A 16,639-nucleotide genomic window follows, 5' to 3' on the forward strand; every position below is an offset into this window, starting at 1 on the left:
ATATAGGCCGGCGGTGACGGTTTTATTGCAGCCCGAGCGCAATTGCCGCCACGGCGGATTCGGCGATGTGTGATCGATCCAACTCATTCTACGGCGACAAGCCGGCCGAATTGTCCTACAAATCCGCGGTCGCGTTCCAGGCCTGCCCCATGGCGGCACGCCTCTTCAACAAAATCGTGAGGATCTGACATGGAATACCGCACCCTTGGCCGTTCGGGCCTGAAGGTTTCGACACTGACGCTTGGCACCATGACCTTCGGCGGTGCCGGGCCCTTCGCCGCGGTCGGCAACAGCGATCTCGCCGAAGCCAAGCGGATGATCGACATGTGCATCGACGCCGGCATCAACCTCATCGACACCGCAAATGTCTATTCGAACGGCCTGTCTGAAGAGATCATAGGCGAAGCGCTCGGCGGCAAGCGCAAGAATGATGTGCTGATCGCGTCCAAGGCGCGGATGCGGATCGGCAAGGGTCCGAACGACGAAGGCCTGTCGCGCCATCATCTGATCCGTGAATGCGAGAGAAGCCTGAAGCGGTTGAAGACTGATGTCATCGACATCTATTTCGTCCACCAGTGGGACGGCCTCACCCCGCTCGAGGAAACCGTTGCCGCGCTCGACACTTTGGTCAGCCAGGGCAAGGTGCGCTACATCGGCTGCTCCAACTATTCCGGCTGGCAGGTGATGAAGGCGCTTTCCATCAGCGACAGCCGTCACCAGCAACGCTTCGTCACCCAGCAGATCCACTACACGCTGGAAGCGCGCGAGGCCGAGTACGAGTTGCTGCCGATCTCGGTCGACCAGGGGCTGGGCGTGCTGGTCTGGAGCCCGCTCGCCGGCGGCCTGCTGTCGGGCAAATACCGCCGCGACAGCCCGACCGCCCGCCAGCTCGCCGGCTGGTCCGAGCCGCCGATCCGCGACGAGGACCGGCTGTGGCGGATCGTCGATGTGCTGGTCGACATCGGCAAGGATCGTGGTGTGTCGGCGGCGCAGGTGGCGCTTGCCTGGCTGCTCGGCCGCCCCGCCGTCTCGTCGCTGGTGATCGGCGCCCGCAATGACGTCCAGCTGAAGGACAATCTCGCGGCCGCCGCCCTGGAGCTCGGCACCGAGGAACGCCAGCGCCTCGACGCCGTCAGCCGACCGCCCCTGCTCTACCCCTACTGGCACCAGCAACTGACGGCGAAGGATCGCTTCGGCCCCGCCGACATGGTTCTCGACCGCAGCGACATCTGATCAGCGGCGTCGGGCCGAGCACAAGAGCTAGGTCCCGATGAACCGCCAGAGCTCGGGATCGGGTTCGATCTGGCCGCTGAGCACGAAATATTTGTAGAGGACGAGCAGGGAGATCGCCTGCTCGTCCCGTTCATTGGAAAATTTGCGGCAATAGCCATTGGCCGCGGCGATGATGCGCTCCGCCGCGGCCGGATGCTGCTCGAAATAATCTACCTTTTCACGAAGATCGGAGAAGTTCGGGTCGAGCGGCGCATAGTGGACACCAGCCTCGAGGTGGCTCTCGCCAAACCATGTTTCGTAGGTCGGCGGCGGCATCAGACAGAGCGAGTTGGAATTCATGATCCATTTGAGGTTGGTCGCCACGTCATTGCCCTCCAACGAGACGATGTAGCGATAGCGCAGATGCTGGCTGATGCTGAGGAAAGGCTTGCTGTACTCAGCCGGTGCACTGCGCTTGTGCGAACCGACGTCGCAGAACGGCAAGCCGCGCGCGACATCCAGGAACCGTGTCCTGATCGGGTTGTTGAGGTCGCCGCGCCAGACCACGACCGGGCGTTTGTCGGCGAAGGCCACGGTGTCGACGGGCATGTGGAAGTGGCGAAACTTGTTGAACTTCATAACGACAGCGTTGCCGTTGTCGACGCTGATCGGCCGATCCTTGACGAGCGTCGGCAGCCTGGGCACGCCTTTGACGTCGCCGAACTTCAGGTCGATGAGCAATGACGGATCGAAATAGCGGGCAAATTCCTTCAGGTCGTAATAATACATGCTCGGTTCAAACGGCATCTTGTCGATGCGCACGGCATCCGGGCTTGGCGTAAAAGCGTTCTGCAGCTTGTTGTAGTGATTCAGCCGTCGGCGCACGGCTTCATCCGAGAGCCTGGCCTGTTCCAGGCGGCCCGCCAACCGTCGTCGGAAGATCGCCTGGGGTGCGATATCGCGCATGACGTTTCGCGCGTAGTAGAAGACCCTTGCCGTCGTCCGTTGTATGGTGGCCATCGTTCTCGTAGTCTAAAACAAGCGCCACTAAACAGACAACAGCCGGGATGGTTCCCGCAGCGTGATCGCGCATCGTTAGGGCACGCATTCCGGCAGTGCCCGAACACGTGATGGCCGGCCTCGACGAGACGCGCCGGAGATGCCGCGGCAACTACAGCATGTCGCGGCGAATAGGATTCGCCCGGCCTTCCGTAAGCTTCTGATTTTATGCATGTCCCGGAACCGAGGACACTTCCGGGCGACATGCATTAGCCCGTTATGTAGCGCCACACCTCGGCATCAGGTTTGATCTGGCCAGAGAGCACGAAGTATTTGTAGAGCACCAGCAGGGAGATCGCCTGTTCGGTCCGCTCGTCGTCGAATGTCCGGCAATAGGCGTTCGCGGCGGCGATGATGCGCTCTGCCTTGGCCGGGTGCCGCTCGAAATACGTGACGTGTTCGGCAAGATTGGAGAAGTCTGCCTCTAGCGGCACATAGTGGACATTGGCTTCGAGCTGTCGCTCGGCAAACCATGTCTCGTAGGTCGGCGGCGGCATCAGGCAAAGCGACTTCGAGTTCATGATCCATTTGAGGTTGGTCGCCACATCATTACCCTCGAGCGAGACGATGTAGCGATAGCGCTGGTGCTGGCTGATGCTGAGAAAAGGCTTGGCGTATTCCGCCGGCGCGTCCGGCTTGTGCGAGCCGACATCGCAGAACGGCAGGTCGCGCACGGCCTTCAAGAATCTTGTCCTGATCGGATTGTTGAGATCGCCGCGCCAGACCACGGCCGGAAGCTTGTCGGCGAACGAGATGGCGTCAGCCGGCATCTGGAAGTGGCGAAACTTGTCCAGCTTCATGATGACCGCGTTCTTGTCGTCATCACGGATCGGCCGATCCTTGACGATCGTCGGCACCTTCGGCACACGCCTGACGTCGCCGTATTCGAGGTCGATGAGCAAATCCGGATCGAAGTAGCGGGCGAATTCCTTCAGGTCATAATAGTACATGGTCGGCGTGAAGGGCAGCTTGCTGATGCGCTTGGCATTGGCGCTTGGCGCGAAACCTTCCTGCAACTTGTTGTAGTAATTCAACCGCTGGCGCGCCGCCTCACCGGAAAGCCTGGCCCTTTCGAGACGGCCGGCCAGCCTGGCGCGAAACAGCGCTTGCGGAGCCACATCGCGCGCGGCGTTTCGCGCATAATAGAAAACTCTTGCTGCGGTCCGCGAAATTGTGGCCATCGGTCACTTGATCAAAACTAACAGGCAGCTCTCAATTCATTGGCGCCCCGGGTTTCCTACATCATTGTGGCGCCCATCTGGCAAGCCCCGGCATCTCTTCGACGCATCGTCGCTTCGGCTGTTGTGTTTGACGGCTAATGCTCCTAGGCAGGTTCAGGGCCGCAAGGCAGTGACAAAAGGAGCCGATATGGCGCGAGCACCAAACTACGATCAGGAACGCAAGGAGCGCGACCGCCAGAAGGCGGCCAAGAAGGCTGAAAAACTGGCGGCCAAGGTTGCCGCGCGCGAGCGTTCGAAGCCTGAGACCGAGACGGAGACCGAAACCGAGGAGTAACGGCATGCGGCCCGCGAATGCGGGCCGTGCCTCAATCCGAATTGTCGGTGTCAGCCTATGTCAGGCTGGCGCCTTGTCGCTGATGAAAACATCCACCTCCCGCGCCGCCGCGATGAAAGCGCGTCGTGCGTTCATCGCCGGCTTGTCGCCGGCGAGTGCGTCGTGGCAGGCCTGCAGCGCCGCACGATGCTTGGCGCTGCGCTTGCCCGGCCAGCTGTTGAGGAGGTAATCCGAAGCCTCCCTTGCCGAACGCAAGAGCTGAGTGCTTCCCGCCGTGACGGATTTGACGGTCACGGGTGTTTCAAAACGATTGTTTTCCATCGCCGCTCTTACGCCATCGGCTTGCTCGAAGCGAGGCTGAAAGTGCGCTTCGCGTCGGATGCCGCCTGTTTTCCGGCGAGCGGGCTGCCGCGCATAGGCCGTACTAAGCGGCGACGACGGCAAATCCCCTGGCGCGAAGGCCACGTCGGTCGTTGGCAAGCGACGTCACCAGCCGGTCGCGGCTGCCGACGATGTGGGCCGACAGGAGCCGCGCGGCTTCATCGGCCTGAGCAAGGCGTGTAGCGGCTAGGATGGCGCGATGCTCGAGCCAGACACGGCCAAGGGCCGTTTCATCACGCACTTCCAGCCAGCGGGCGCGCGACAGGCGCGTCATGGCGTCTCGAACCGCCCGGAACAGGAATTCGTTGCCGGAGAGCCGCGCCAGCTCGATGTGAAAATCCGTGCCGACACGATGCCATTCCTCGCGCGGGGTATTTTCGTCGCAGGAATCGAGCATCGCCTCGATGACATCGATAGCGCTCTTGTCGGCTTGCCCGCATGTCAGCCGCAGCGCCGCGACCTCGACCGCCTCGCGATAGACCGCAATCTGCTCGAGCTCGGCCAGATTGATGGGCGAGACCGTCCAGCCGCGCCCGTCCCTGCCGACCAGCCCCTCGGTCTCCAGCCGCAGAAGTGCCGCCCTGACCGGCGTGCGCGAGGCGCCGAAACGGCCTTCGATCCAGCGTTCGGTCAGCCGCTCTCCCGGCCCGATCTCGAGCGCCAGGATCATCTCGCGAAGCTGCCGTTCGACATTCTGCATCTGCGACATCGCGCATCCTTTCCGAAGCCGCATTGACAGCAACCGGCTTGAAGTTCATGACGGATACCAGGTTGGTATCCCAAAATGGTATCCGCAACAAGCACTGATACCGGGCAGGCAGGACATGACGCAGGAAGACACGCGGCAAAGCGGCTACAACATCCATTGGCGGCGCAATCTCGCCGTCTGTTTCGCGGGGTCGTTCAGCACGCTCATCGCCATGACCCTGCTCCTGCCCTTCTTGCCGCTCTACGTCGAACAGCTCGGCGCACGGGGCCATGCCGCCATCGTACAATGGTCCGGCGTCGCCTATGGCGCCACCTTCTTCGCCGCGGCGATGGTCGCGCCGTTGTGGGGACGCCTGGGCGACCGCTACGGCCGCAAGGTGATGCTGGTGCGCGCCTCCTTCGGCATGGCGATCTGCATGTCGCTGACGGGCATGGTCGAGACGGTCTGGCAGTTGGTTCTGCTGCGCCTGCTGATCGGCTTCGCCGGCGGCTATTCCTCGGGTTCAACCATATTGGTGGCCATGCAGACGCCGAAGGAGCGCTCCGGCTGGGCGCTTGGCGTCCTGTCGGCGGGCATCACGGCGGGCTCGCTGGTCGGCCCGCTGCTCGGCGGCGTGCTGCCGCCGGTGATCGGGATTCGCGCCACCTTCCTCTTGTCGGGCGGGGTGATCTTCCTCGCCTTCCTGGCGACGACCTTCCTCATCAAGGAGAGTCCGCGCCCGAGGGCTGCCAAAGCCGCGTCGGCGACAAAACCGAAAAGCGGCTGGTCGCAGATCCCGGACAAGCGTCCGGTCGTGGCCATGCTGATCACCGGCATGCTGCTCGCCTTCGCCACGATGTCGATCGAGCCGATCATCACCGTCTATGTGCAGCAGCTCATCGAGGACCAGAACCGGGTGACGCTCGTCGCCGGCGTGGTAATGTCGGCGGCCGCCCTCGGCACCATCTTGTCGGCGTCCTGGCTCGGCAAGCTCGCAGACCGGATCGGGCACTGGAACGTTGTCGTGGCAGCGCTGGCCGTCTCGGCGCTGTTGCTCATCCCGCAGGCTTTTGTCGTCAACAGCTGGCAGCTTATCGGCCTGCGTTTCCTGATGGGCCTGGCGCTGGGCGGCCTCCTGCCCTGCATCACCAGTGTCATCAGGCACAACATCCCCGACGGCGTCGGCGGCAACGTGCTTGGCCTTGCGATCTCGGCACAGTATGTCGGGCAGGTCGCGGGGCCGCTGGCCGGCGGTTTCGTCGGCGGCCATTTCGGAATGCCGGCGGTGTTTCTCGGCACGTCGGTGCTAATGGCGCTGGGTGCCGCCTACAACTGGATCGTCCAATCGCGGCGGACGCGGCATATGGCGCTGGAAGCGGGCAAGCCCTGAGCTTGCCTGACCTGCAAAAGAAGGAGCACGCCGACCATGAACCTCGCCAATCCAAACGGCAGCCGGCTCCTCGTGCTTGCCGGCGGTCTCGCCGGCGCGGCGGGGGTGGCGCTTTCGGCAGCGGCCGCACATCATGGCGGCGCCTTCACCGGCACGGCCGCGTCATTCCTCCTGATGCATGCGCCGGTCTTTCTCGCCATCGGCCTTATCGGAGCAAACCGCTGGCTGCGCATCGCAAGCCTCGTTCTGCTCGCCGGGCTGCTGCTCTTCGCGGGTGATCTTCTCGCCCGCGATTTCTGGGGCTCAAGACTGTTTCCGATGTCGGCGCCGATCGGCGGCACCCTGCTCATTGCAGGCTGGCTGGCGATAGCGATTTCGGCCGTGGCGCGTCCACGACCCTGAAATGATCGCTCCACGTCAATCCTGGCGGCGTTCCGGGCGGACCCAAAGTTCGCGATTGCGCGCGGCGGGTTTTGTCCGGCGCCGCGCCTCCGGTCGCTCCGTGGCCGGCGCGATGCCCCAGTAGTTGCGATAGATGTCCTCGAACAGATGTTTGATGGGGTGCATGACTCATCCTCCTTGTCTTTGAATCGATCCAATTCACGGGTGCGAAAAAATGTTGATCAGCCCCGCTTGCGGGCCACGAGGAAGCGAAGGTCGCGAATCCATGGACCGGCTTCACCACGGCGCCTGACTTTGCTGGCGGCTGTCCTGATATTCCAGTCGCTGCGATAAATGTCGTCGAACAGATAGTTGACGGGATGCATGGCGCTCCTCCCCTTCGGTTAGACAAGCAGGCCAAGCCTGCCAATTTGGATCGATTCAAGCATATGACTCCGGCCATCGTCGGTCAAGCAAAATTTGAATCGATCCAACGAAAATGCTAGATGCGGCCCAGGAACGTGCTAAATGCATGTCAGGAGGCACGCGCAAATGGCGTCACTCACCGCAGGCAATCGACGACCCGTGCGACTGGCCGATATCGCAAAGGCCGCCGGTGTTTCGCACGGCACCGCGTCCAATGTATTCAGCCGCCCCGAGATCGTGCGCGAGGAAGTTCGCGACCGGGTTCGCGCGGCAGCCGAGGCAATGGGTTATGGCGGACCCGATCCAAAGGGCAGGCTGCTGCGGGCCGGCAAGGTCAACGCCATCGGCGTTGCCACCGCCGAGCCCCTCTCCTATTTCTTCGACGATCCGTTTGCGCGCGTTATGATGGCAGGCATCTCGCAGGCTTGCGATGCGACGGGAGCCGGCATTTCCCTGGTCTCGGCCGCCAACAACGAGCAGCTTGCCTGGAACATCCAGAGCGCCCTGGTCGACGGCTTCATCGTCTTCTGCATCGAAGGCGGCTCGCGCCTGGTGGAGTTGGCACGCGAGCGCAAGCTTCCCTTCGTCGCGCTCGACCTCGATTCCGAGGACGGGTCGGTCGCCGCGATCGGTGTCGACAACATCGCCGGCGCCGGCATGGCGGCCCGCCATCTCACCGATCTCGGACATCGCCGCTTCGCCGTTCTGGCCCTGCCCTTCGCCGACGACAGGACAGGCCTTGTTTCGGCCGAACAGGTCCGGGCGGCAACCTATGCAGGGACGCGCGACCGCCTCACCGGCTATCTCCGGGAGCTTTCGCGGGTTGGCGTCGATACATCCAAAGTACCCGTCTACGAGACCGCCAACGACGTGGCGAGCACGAAGGCAGGGCTCGAAACCATCTTCGCCTCCGACGCACCGCCCACCGCCATCCTGGCCATGTCGGACAGAATAGCCCTGGTGGCGCTCGAATGGCTGAGCGCACGCGGGCTCAACGTGCCTGACCATGTTTCCCTCGTCGGGTTCGACGGTGTTCCCGAAGCTGCGGTGTCCGAGCCGCCATTGACCACGATAGCCCAGCCGATTGCCGAGATGGGCCGCCTCGCCGTCAGGGCGATCCTGGAGAGCGACGGACCGGTCAGCCGGCAGCAACTGCCGGTCGAACTGATCGTGCGGGGCTCGTCGGGTCCGCCCCGCGGTTGAACCGCACGCCCGAACCGACTACCGATTGGCTCTTCCCACGGCGGAGAGGCCGAACGGCGCACGAACCGGCGCCGGATCCTTTTGGGCCGTGCGGGCCTTGCCCGAACCGCCGATGGTCGACAGCCATTCGAGATAGAAGGCGAGCGCGAACTGCATGGCAATGCCGGCCGATATCAGCAGGCTGTCATAGACGAACCCGCCCGGATTGATCACCTTCATCACCTGCGCGACCATGGCGATCACCGTGCCGGCGATGAAGACCGGCAGCGATCGTTTGCCCAGTATCGCCAGCGGATGGTCGGGGCTGGTGCGCAACAGGCTGGAGAGCGCCGGCAGGGCGACGACGAGATAGCTGACCGCCAGGATGTGCAACAGCCGCGGCAGCGACAGGAAGGTCTTGTCGAAGCCGCCGATCACCACCGGCAGGTCGAACCACGTTATATGTCCCCAGAGCGGGCTATGCACCCACACCAGCGCCGCCAGCACATAGGCGGCGGCCGCGCCGATCAGCCAGCGGTTGACCGGAATGACACCGCCGCGCCTGACATGCAGCATGGCGGCAAGGCCGATGTTGAACAGGAACTGCCAGGACAGCGGATTGAGGAACCAGAAACCGGGCTCGGGATAATTAGGCGGCGCGATCTGCCAGATTCCGGCAACGAGCCACAGCATGCCGGACAGCAGAAGGGCCGCGACGGGCCTGTAGCTGACAAACAGCACGAAGGCCGGCGCCATCAAAAGCAGCGCTGCATAGACCGGCAGGATGTTGTTGTAGCCGAGCTGGTGGCCAAGCGTGACGATGCCGACCAGCACTTGCGGCGTGTCCTTCATCAGCGGCTCGATATTGATGAGCTTCAGCAGTTCCGGCCGCTTGGCAAACACCGCCACGGCGCAGAACAGGGCCATCACCACCATCGTCGTGACGATATGGGCGACGTAGAGCACGCCCGCCCGCCGCCACATCTTCAAGGTCGCCAAAAGCCGGACTCCCGGCCGGAATTTCGTGCCGTAGGCGAGCGCGACCGAGATGCCGGAAATCAGCACGAACGCTTCGGCCGCATCCGAAAAACCGAAATTCTTGTAGGTCAGGGCCTCGAAAGCCGTGCCCGGCACATGGTCGATGAAGATCGTGAGCAGGGCCAGCGCGCGCAGTACATCGATACGCGTGTCGCGTTCCAAGATACGCAACTCGCGATCTGGGATACGCAAATCGCGATCCGGCGAAACAGGGGTGGTCATCGACAAAAGGCCTCAAAGCTGGTTGTTCATGTCCAGCAATGCGACCCCCGACGCACCGCTTCGATTCCTCCCGCAGGGAGTGTATCGGCGCAGAAACGGGCTGGAATGCGCCTGGTTCAATCAACTTTCGCGGAGCATGAAAATATTGCGTTTTGAAGCCGGCAAATTGAGCGAAACCTCATATAATCAACGGGATGCGATATGACTGGCGCCAGTGTCGAAAATGGCTCGCTGATACTGGACCTGGCCTTTCCCTATCGTCTCCTCGGCGCCGGCGACAGCGGCCGTGAATGCCTGTTCCTGCTGCATGGATCGGGTGTCGACGAGACAAGCATGGTGGCGCTGGCGAGACGCATGGCACCAGATGCCGCACTGGTCGCGGTGCGTGGCCGTATCCCACAGGAGGACGGTTTTCGCTGGTTCGAGCGAATCTCGCCGACGCGCTTCGACCAGGAAAGCATCCGTGTCGAAACCGCCACGTTCGCGGCATTCGCAAGAGAAGCCGCCGCGCGCCACGGGCTTGATCTCGATCACGCGACATTCCTTGGCTATTCGAACGGCGCCAATCTGGTTTCAAGCCTGATGCTGCTCCATCCCGGCATCGTCCGCAGCGCCGCGCTGCTGAGGCCAATGCCTGTGCTCGACAAGGTCCCGGCGACGGACCTTGCGGGAACACGGACATTGATCATTGCCGGAGCCGCCGACGAGACCTACGGGCCTTTCGCGCCGGCGCTGGTGACGCTGCTCAGCCGGCACGGCACGGAGATCGACGCCCGGATTGTTCCATCGGGCCACGAAATCGGGGACCCGGACGCCGCGATCGTCGAGCGATGGCTGGCGGGATCGGCGGCGACCCAGTTGGTTAATCTCCGAGACAGCTGTGTGTGATAAACGTCCGGCGCATCGCAGGAGAGCTGTGCTGAGATGGCGAGAGCAAAAGCCAGGGTAATATCGCAAATAGCCGCCGGACTCTTCCTGGTCATCGCAGAAATACTGGTTTTCTGGGGACCAGGCTCCAAACCGATATTCCGCATCGGTACCAGAGCCAACGACTACAGTTCAGGAAGCACCAGGGCGGACGAGATCTATGGTGAAAAGGGTAATGACCGCATCGTCGGCTTCGGCGGTGGCGATTTCCTCGATGGCGGAAGCGGAGACGATACGTTGATTGGCGGAGACGGCGCTGATGCATTGCTCGGCGACGACGGTAACGACCGCCTCGACGCTGCTGGCGGCGACGACTATCTAATTGGGGACGCAGGGGAGGACGTGCTGATTGGCGGTGATGGCGATGACACGCTGGAAGGCGGTGCCGGCAACGACCATCTTAACGGCGGCGCAGGCAATGACAAATTCGTCCTCAACCTGGCGCCCGATGCTTCAAACAATGTCGACACGATTGCCGATTATTCGGTGCCCGATGATACTATATTCCTGGCGCGTGGGTCGTTCATGAGCCGGACGGAGGGCACGCTGCCTCCTGAAGCATTTCATATCGGGGCAGCAGCCACCGATGAATCACAGCGCATTCTCTACGATGCGAGCAACGGCTGGCTCAGTTGTGACCCCGATGGCACCGGAACACGGTCCGCGATCCACATCGCGACAATGTCGCCTGGCCTCGGCCTGACAAGCGCCGACTTCGTCATTACCAGGAACTAGGCCTGGCGCGGCATAGCTATTCCTTGCTTGCGTTGAACTCCACTCAAGGAGGGCATGCCGGGCCGCCGCCCTAACCCCGTCCCATCCTGTTCCAGGCGTCGAGGCCAGCGATCTTGTAGGCTTCCGCAAGCGTCGGGTAGTTGAAGGTGTTGTTGACGAAGAAGTCGACCGTGCCGCCGAGGTTGATCACCGCCTGGCCGATGTGAATGAGTTCGGTGGCGCCCTCGCCGACGATGTGCGCGCCGAGCAGGCGTCGCGTCTCGATCGAGAACAACAGCTTCAGGAAGCCGGTGTCGACGCCCATGATATGGCCGCGCGACGTCTCGCGGAAGCGCGCGACACCAACCTCATAGGCGCCGCCGCTTTGGCGTACCTGTTCCTCGGACTGGCCGACCGTAGATATCTCCGGCACCGCATAGATGCCGTAGGGAAAGGTCTCCGGCGGCGCCGGCAGGGTCACGCCAAAGGCATGGCAGGCGGCCACCCTTCCCTGCTCCATCGAGGTGGAGGCGAGGCTCGGAAAGCCGATGACGTCGCCGGCGGCGTAGATATTGGCCACGCTGGTCTGGAAGGTCTGCGGATCGACCTTGATACGGCCCCTGGAGTCGGCTTCGATGCCGACCACGTCGAGGCCGAGGCTGCCGACATTGCCGGTGCGGCCGGCGGCGTAGAGCACGACCTCGGAGCGGATGGTTCGGCCATCGGCCAGTTCCACCTCGGCGGCTTCCGGCTTGGAGCGGATTTCCTTGACCGCGCTGCCCAGCCTTATCGTCATGCCGCGGTCGCGCATCTGGTGGATGAAATCGTCGACGATCTCCCGGTCGACGAAATCGAGGATGGAGTTGCGCGGCTCGACCAGCGTCACCGGTACGTCGAGCGCGGAAAAGATCGTGGCGTATTCGACGCCGATGACGCCGGCGCCGATCACCGTCAGCGTGCGCGGCAGCCGGTCGAGTTCAAGCATCTCGTCGCTGTCGAAGACACGGGTCTTGTCGAAGGGCACGTCGCGCGGCCGATGCGGCCTGGTGCCGACGGCGATCAGCGCGTTGGCAAAGCCGACTTCGCTGTAATCGCCATTGTCCGATGTCAGGCTGACCTTGTTGGGGCCGAGAAATTTCACCGCCGCGCGCGCACTTTTGACCGTGTTTCGCATGAACTGGTGTTGCAGCACCTCGACCTCGTGGTCGAGCGTCTTGTGCAGGCGCTCGATCAGGTCGCCGACCGAGATATCCTGCTTGACCCGATAGCCGCGTCCATAGAAGCCGCGCTCGCGCCAGCCCGAGAGATTGAGCACAGTTTCGCGCAGCGTTTTCGAGGGGATGGTGCCGGTGTGCACGGAGACGCCGCCAAGACGCCGGCCCCGGTCGACCACCAGCACCGATTTGCCGAGTTTGGCCGATTGCACCGCCGCGCGGCGGCCCGAAGGGCCGCTGCCGATGACCAGCATGTCGTAGTCCATATTACCCCGTCCCCTCGGCGTCTTGTTGCGCCGCAGCAAGCTAACGCCATCCACGCTGCAAATTCAACCGGTTCAGACCGTCAGACGTTCTACTCTGCCCCGATGCGCGCGGCGAAACGGCCCGATCTTGATTCCGCCATGAGCCTTCACCATTTCTGATGAGGTGGGCGCAGGCTAAGCAGGCCCCTGTTACGAGGAAATGACATGAACGCTCGCGTTCTCGACGGCGAAATCATCGATACCCGGCTTGACGATGTCAGGGCTTATGAAGGCGTGCGCACAAGGCGCATCCTGGCCTTCGTGCTCGACTATATCGTCGTCGCCCTGCTCACCATTCCGTTCGCCATCCTGGTGTTCTTCCTCGGGCTTTTGACCCTCGGTCTTGGCTGGATGCTGTTTGGCGTCCTGGTGCCGGCAGTCGCCATCCTCTACATCTGGAACACACTTGGCAGCGCCGACCAGGCCACTACGGGCATGAAGATGATGGGCATCCGCCTCGACCGTCTCGACGGCAGGCCGATCGACGGCCTCACGGCGGTCGTCCATTCCGTGCTGTTCTGGGCCGGCAACGTCATCCTGTCGCCGTTGGTCCTGCTGGTGACCCTGTTCTCCGACCGCAAGCGCACGCTGCACGATCTTTTGCTCGGCACGGTCGTCAGCCGCACTGGCCGCTAAAACCGACCCTCAAGAGAAACCGCAGCCCCTTGCGCGCAAATGTGAAGGTGTTCAGTCAACCGCACCTTCACTATCCTATTGAATTTTTCGCCGCCGGAGCCAAAGGTAGAGCGATTCGAAGGAGTGTTTCCAAGGCTCGATGACGCAGCATCCGACCCAGTCGCCGCAGTTCTTCCTGACCGCGCCGTCGCCGTGCCCCTACCTCGACGGCCAGTTCGAGCGCAAGGTGTTCACGCATCTGGTCGGCGACAAGGCCTCGGAGATGAACGACCTGCTCACGCAAGGCGGCTTCCGGCGCTCACAGAACATCGCCTACAGGCCAGCCTGCGAGACCTGCCGCGCCTGTGTATCCGTGCGTATCCTGGCCCAGGAGTTTACCGCCAGCCGCAACATGAAGCGCGTGCTGCAGCACAATTCCGACCTCGTCGGCGCCATGCACAATGCCGAGCCCTCGACCGAGCAATATTCGCTGTTTCGCGGCTATCTCGATGCCCGCCACCGCCGCGGCGGCATGTCCGATATGACGGTGCTCGACTACGCCATGATGGTCGAGGATACCCATGTCGATACCAAGGTGATCGAATACCGGCGGCGCGGACCCGATACTTTCATCACGGGCAAGGGCCAAGGTGAACTCATCGCGGTGGCGCTCACCGACAAGATGGCCGACGGCCTGTCGATGGTCTATTCCTATTTCAATCCCGATTTCGAAAGCCGGTCGCTCGGCACGTTCATGATCCTCGACCACATCGCCCGTGCCAAGGCGATGGGACTGCCCCATGTCTACCTTGGCTACTGGGTCAACGGTTCGCGCAAGATGAATTATAAGATGCGCTTCATGCCGCAGGAGCATCTCGGCCCAAAAGGCTGGGAGCGCTATACCAACGAAGCGGTCTGACGCTGAGTTTTCCCACGATCCACGCTTAACTGTTTCAAGGCAGGGGATGCTGGTCTTTCAGCCGCTCGGATGGAGAGAGTGCGCGATTGCGCCGATCGGCCACCGCCTGCAATTCAATTGCGAAAGTTCCGGCATGTCCTCTCACCATGATCACCAGAAGGGCCTTCTGATAACCGCCATCGGCGGACTGATACTGACTGTCGACATACCGTTGATCCGCCTTGCGGATGGCGGCGCGTGGACGATCCTTTTGCTGCGGACCGGAACTACTTTCATCGCCGCGATGATCATCTGGTCGGTCTGGCGCGCACTGAGCCGGAATGTCCCGCCGCTCATCCCCGGCTGGTCCGGGCTGATCGTGGCGATATGCTATGGGCTGACCTCGATCACCTTCGTTACCGCGGTCTTTCATACCTCGACCGCCGATCTGGTGTTCATCCTGGCCTTCAACACCGTGTTCGCCGCACTGCTGTCCTGGATATTCCTGAAGGAAAGACCGCGGGCGGTGACGATCGTGGCGATGCTGGTCATGATCCTCGGCGTGCTGGTCATCGTCGGCGGTTCGGTCGGCACCGGCAAGCTGTTCGGCGACTTCATGGCGCTCTGCTCGGCGTTCTTCATCGCGGTCGCCATCACCATCTCGCGCGCCAGCGGCAAGGATATGGGATTCACCTCGCTCATAGGCGTCCTTCTGCCGCTTGGACTGGCCGCCTTCATGGTGACAGGCGAGGGCTTCCACGTGAACGCGCCATGGTGGATCATCTTCAACGGCGCCGTCATCATGCCGATCTCGTTCTTCTGCCTCGCTGCAGGGCCGAAATACATTTCGGGACCGGAAGTGGCGATGTTCTACCTGCTCGAAACGGTGCTGGCGCCAATCTGGGTGTGGATGATCTTCGCCGAGACGCCGACGCGCAACAGCCTGATCGGCGGCGGCATCCTGATCGTCACGCTGGTCGCCCATTCGCTCTGGCAGCTGCATGATGGGCGCAGGCGCCGGGGCGACCTTGCGGTGCACCATCCGGCCTAGATTTGTCCGAAATCCCTATCCGGCGCTCGCCTTCTTCGCGGCGCCTGGTTCGGGCAGGACGTCGATCTGCGGACCCGCCTCGATCTCGGCGGCAGAGCCGTCCGCCGTCTCGTCTGCCAGTTCTACCTCGCGCAGCCACTCGCGCCAGATCGCGACCAGCAGCGCCATCAGGACCGGGCCGATGAACAGGCCGAGAAAACCCATCGTCTTGACGCCGCCGATCAAGCCGAAAAAGGTTGGCAGGAAGGGCAGCTTTATCGGTCCGCCCACGAGCTTAGGGCGCAATGTTTTGTCGACGATGAACAGCTCGACCGTTCCCCATATGAACAGCGCCAGGCCGGCCATCGGCGAGCCGCTGGCGGCGAGGTAGATCGACACCAAGGTAAAGGACAGCGGCGCACCGCCGGGGATGAGCGCCATCACGCCTGTCAGCGCGCCCAGCGTCACAGGCGACGGCACGCCTGCCAGCCAGTAGGCGACGCCCAGCACCAGACCCTCGCCGATGGCAATCACGGTCATGCCGGTCACGGTCGAGGAAATGGTCGCCGGCACGACGCGCGAGATCCGCTCCCAGCGGGTCGGCAGGATGCGTTCGCCGAGGCGGTCGATCTGGCCGGCGAAATTCTCGCCATCGCGATAGGCGAAAAACAGGGCGATCATCATGAACAGCAGCGTCAGAAAGAGGCTGAAAGCGCTGCCTCCGGCGGCGAGCGCGCCGCGGTAGATGCTGCCGATATTGGCGCCGCTGACCAGCTGGATCAGTTCGCCGATGCCGCCGGGATGGCCGAGATTGGTCGTCCACTGCTCGTTCAGCCACTCACCCACCACAGGCAGGGTGGCGATCCAGTGCGGCGTCACCGCACCGTGCCGATTGGTCTCGATCGCCCAGCCGACCCACTCGCGCACCTCGTTGATTGCATAGGTGCCGGCAAGCGCGATCGGTATCACCAGGAAGGCGAGGATGAACAGGATGGCAAATGTGGCGGCGATGGTTCGGTTACCGCCGACGCCGACCAGCAGGCGCCGATAGAGCGGCCAGCTGGCGAAAGCGATGACGAGCGCGGCCAGCACCGGGAACAGGAAACCATGGAAGAAATAGACACCAGCGGCAACGATCAGCACCAGCAGCCAGCGCGCCGCCGACAGCGGCGGTATGACGGCCGACCGGAGCGGTGTGGACAGCCCGAAGAGGCGCTGCTGCCGTTCCGGTTTCTGGATCTTTGCTTCCTTCAAATGCCCTGTTCTCCCCGACCCGTCCGGTCAGTTATGTACTGATATAGTGCAGCAATCGTGACGATAGTCCAAATGGTGATGGTGAAGCTGTGTTCCCTTCTCCCCCTGTGGGAGAAGGTGTCGCCGAAGGCGACGGATGAGGGGTGTTCCAGCGGAGCGAGGCGTTGGCGTTCCCTGGAACACCCCTC

Annotated in this window: 19 protein-coding genes; 10 read left to right on the plus strand and 9 right to left on the minus strand. The window is 62.7% G+C overall.

Annotated elements, in window-relative coordinates; genetic code table 11:
* Window positions 1-189: 189 nt before the first annotated feature.
* Window positions 190-1,233: an aldo/keto reductase gene (locus O7A70_RS13470; RefSeq protein WP_337140745.1), complete on the plus strand. Its 1,044-nt coding sequence runs from the start codon at window positions 190-192 to the stop codon at window positions 1,231-1,233.
* A gap of 27 nt (window positions 1,234-1,260) precedes the next feature.
* On the opposite strand, the gene O7A70_RS13475 is transcribed toward O7A70_RS13470, so the two are convergent.
* On the minus strand, window positions 1,261-2,232 hold the full coding sequence (locus tag O7A70_RS13475) for a glycosyl transferase family 90 (protein WP_337140746.1): 972 nt from the start codon (window positions 2,230-2,232) through the stop codon (window positions 1,261-1,263).
* 248 nt (window positions 2,233-2,480) lie between these two features.
* Window positions 2,481-3,452, minus strand: a complete 972-nt coding sequence (locus O7A70_RS13480; protein ID WP_337140747.1) for a glycosyl transferase family 90 — start codon at window positions 3,450-3,452, stop codon at window positions 2,481-2,483.
* A 187-nt stretch (window positions 3,453-3,639) separates the two neighbouring features.
* On the opposite strand from O7A70_RS13480, the gene O7A70_RS13485 reads away from it, so the two are divergent.
* Window positions 3,640-3,786: a hypothetical protein gene (locus O7A70_RS13485; RefSeq protein WP_084637067.1), complete on the plus strand. Its 147-nt coding sequence runs from the start codon at window positions 3,640-3,642 to the stop codon at window positions 3,784-3,786.
* 60 nt (window positions 3,787-3,846) lie between these two features.
* On the opposite strand, the gene O7A70_RS34195 is transcribed toward O7A70_RS13485, so the two are convergent.
* Together O7A70_RS34195 and O7A70_RS13495 are read right to left on the minus strand one after the other, a co-directional pair.
* A complete protein-coding gene (locus O7A70_RS34195; RefSeq protein WP_442921182.1) occupies window positions 3,847-4,266 on the minus strand; it encodes a DUF982 domain-containing protein in 420 nt (139 codons plus the stop codon).
* Window positions 4,211-4,876 (minus strand): GntR family transcriptional regulator, encoded by a 666-nt coding sequence (locus tag O7A70_RS13495; RefSeq protein ID WP_337140748.1) that lies wholly within the window; start codon window positions 4,874-4,876, stop codon window positions 4,211-4,213. Before O7A70_RS13495 ends, O7A70_RS34195 begins: the two co-directional genes overlap by 56 nt.
* Window positions 4,877-4,991: 115 nt before the next feature.
* Between O7A70_RS13495 and O7A70_RS13500 the strand changes: the two genes are divergently transcribed.
* Entirely contained in the window at window positions 4,992-6,245 is a 1,254-nt protein-coding gene (locus O7A70_RS13500) for an MFS transporter (RefSeq protein WP_337140749.1), read from the plus strand.
* Between the two features lie 36 nt (window positions 6,246-6,281).
* Window positions 6,282-6,647, plus strand: a complete 366-nt coding sequence (locus tag O7A70_RS13505) for a DUF423 domain-containing protein (RefSeq protein ID WP_337140750.1) — start codon at window positions 6,282-6,284, stop codon at window positions 6,645-6,647.
* 15 nt (window positions 6,648-6,662) lie between these two features.
* On the opposite strand, the gene O7A70_RS13510 is transcribed toward O7A70_RS13505, so the two are convergent.
* Window positions 6,663-6,812, minus strand: a complete 150-nt coding sequence (locus O7A70_RS13510; RefSeq protein WP_337140751.1) for a hypothetical protein — start codon at window positions 6,810-6,812, stop codon at window positions 6,663-6,665.
* Between the two features lie 56 nt (window positions 6,813-6,868).
* The gene (locus O7A70_RS13515) at window positions 6,869-7,012 is read right to left on the minus strand and encodes a hypothetical protein (RefSeq protein WP_337140752.1); all 144 of its coding nucleotides are present in this window, start codon (window positions 7,010-7,012) and stop codon (window positions 6,869-6,871) included.
* A 166-nt stretch (window positions 7,013-7,178) separates the two neighbouring features.
* Here O7A70_RS13515 and O7A70_RS13520 point away from each other — a divergent pair, with 166 nt between their 5' ends.
* Window positions 7,179-8,255: a LacI family DNA-binding transcriptional regulator gene (locus O7A70_RS13520; protein ID WP_337140753.1), complete on the plus strand. Its 1,077-nt coding sequence runs from the start codon at window positions 7,179-7,181 to the stop codon at window positions 8,253-8,255.
* Between the two features lie 18 nt (window positions 8,256-8,273).
* On the opposite strand, the gene O7A70_RS13525 is transcribed toward O7A70_RS13520, so the two are convergent.
* Window positions 8,274-9,494 carry an OpgC family protein gene (locus O7A70_RS13525; protein ID WP_337140754.1) on the minus strand — a complete coding sequence of 407 codons (1,221 nt, stop codon included), beginning with the start codon at window positions 9,492-9,494 and terminating at the stop codon, window positions 8,274-8,276.
* A 201-nt stretch (window positions 9,495-9,695) separates the two neighbouring features.
* On the opposite strand from O7A70_RS13525, the gene O7A70_RS13530 reads away from it, so the two are divergent.
* Window positions 9,696-10,382 (plus strand): alpha/beta hydrolase, encoded by a 687-nt coding sequence (locus O7A70_RS13530; protein ID WP_337140755.1) that lies wholly within the window; start codon window positions 9,696-9,698, stop codon window positions 10,380-10,382.
* Between the two features lie 36 nt (window positions 10,383-10,418).
* The gene (locus O7A70_RS13535; RefSeq protein WP_337140756.1) at window positions 10,419-11,156 is read left to right on the plus strand and encodes a calcium-binding protein; all 738 of its coding nucleotides are present in this window, start codon (window positions 10,419-10,421) and stop codon (window positions 11,154-11,156) included.
* Window positions 11,157-11,226: 70 nt separating this feature from the next.
* Here the strand turns inward: O7A70_RS13535 and sthA are convergent, their stop codons facing one another.
* Window positions 11,227-12,615: a Si-specific NAD(P)(+) transhydrogenase gene (sthA, locus tag O7A70_RS13540; protein ID WP_337107520.1), complete on the minus strand. Its 1,389-nt coding sequence runs from the start codon at window positions 12,613-12,615 to the stop codon at window positions 11,227-11,229.
* A 204-nt stretch (window positions 12,616-12,819) separates the two neighbouring features.
* On the opposite strand from sthA, the gene O7A70_RS13545 reads away from it, so the two are divergent.
* From O7A70_RS13545 to O7A70_RS13555, 3 genes are all read left to right on the plus strand, one after another.
* Window positions 12,820-13,290: an RDD family protein gene (locus tag O7A70_RS13545; RefSeq protein ID WP_337140757.1), complete on the plus strand. Its 471-nt coding sequence runs from the start codon at window positions 12,820-12,822 to the stop codon at window positions 13,288-13,290.
* A gap of 139 nt (window positions 13,291-13,429) precedes the next feature.
* Window positions 13,430-14,188: an arginyltransferase gene (locus tag O7A70_RS13550; protein ID WP_015318275.1), complete on the plus strand. Its 759-nt coding sequence runs from the start codon at window positions 13,430-13,432 to the stop codon at window positions 14,186-14,188.
* 133 nt (window positions 14,189-14,321) lie between these two features.
* Window positions 14,322-15,218, plus strand: a complete 897-nt coding sequence (locus O7A70_RS13555; protein ID WP_027146679.1) for a DMT family transporter — start codon at window positions 14,322-14,324, stop codon at window positions 15,216-15,218.
* Between the two features lie 15 nt (window positions 15,219-15,233).
* Here O7A70_RS13555 and O7A70_RS13560 read toward each other — a convergent pair whose 3' ends face one another.
* Window positions 15,234-16,451 carry an AI-2E family transporter gene (locus O7A70_RS13560; protein WP_337140758.1) on the minus strand — a complete coding sequence of 406 codons (1,218 nt, stop codon included), beginning with the start codon at window positions 16,449-16,451 and terminating at the stop codon, window positions 15,234-15,236.
* Window positions 16,452-16,639: the final 188 nt, after the last annotated feature.

The organism is Mesorhizobium sp. Cs1299R1N1 (genome assembly GCF_037179655.1).
Classification (GTDB): domain Bacteria; phylum Pseudomonadota; class Alphaproteobacteria; order Rhizobiales; family Rhizobiaceae; genus Mesorhizobium; species Mesorhizobium salmacidum.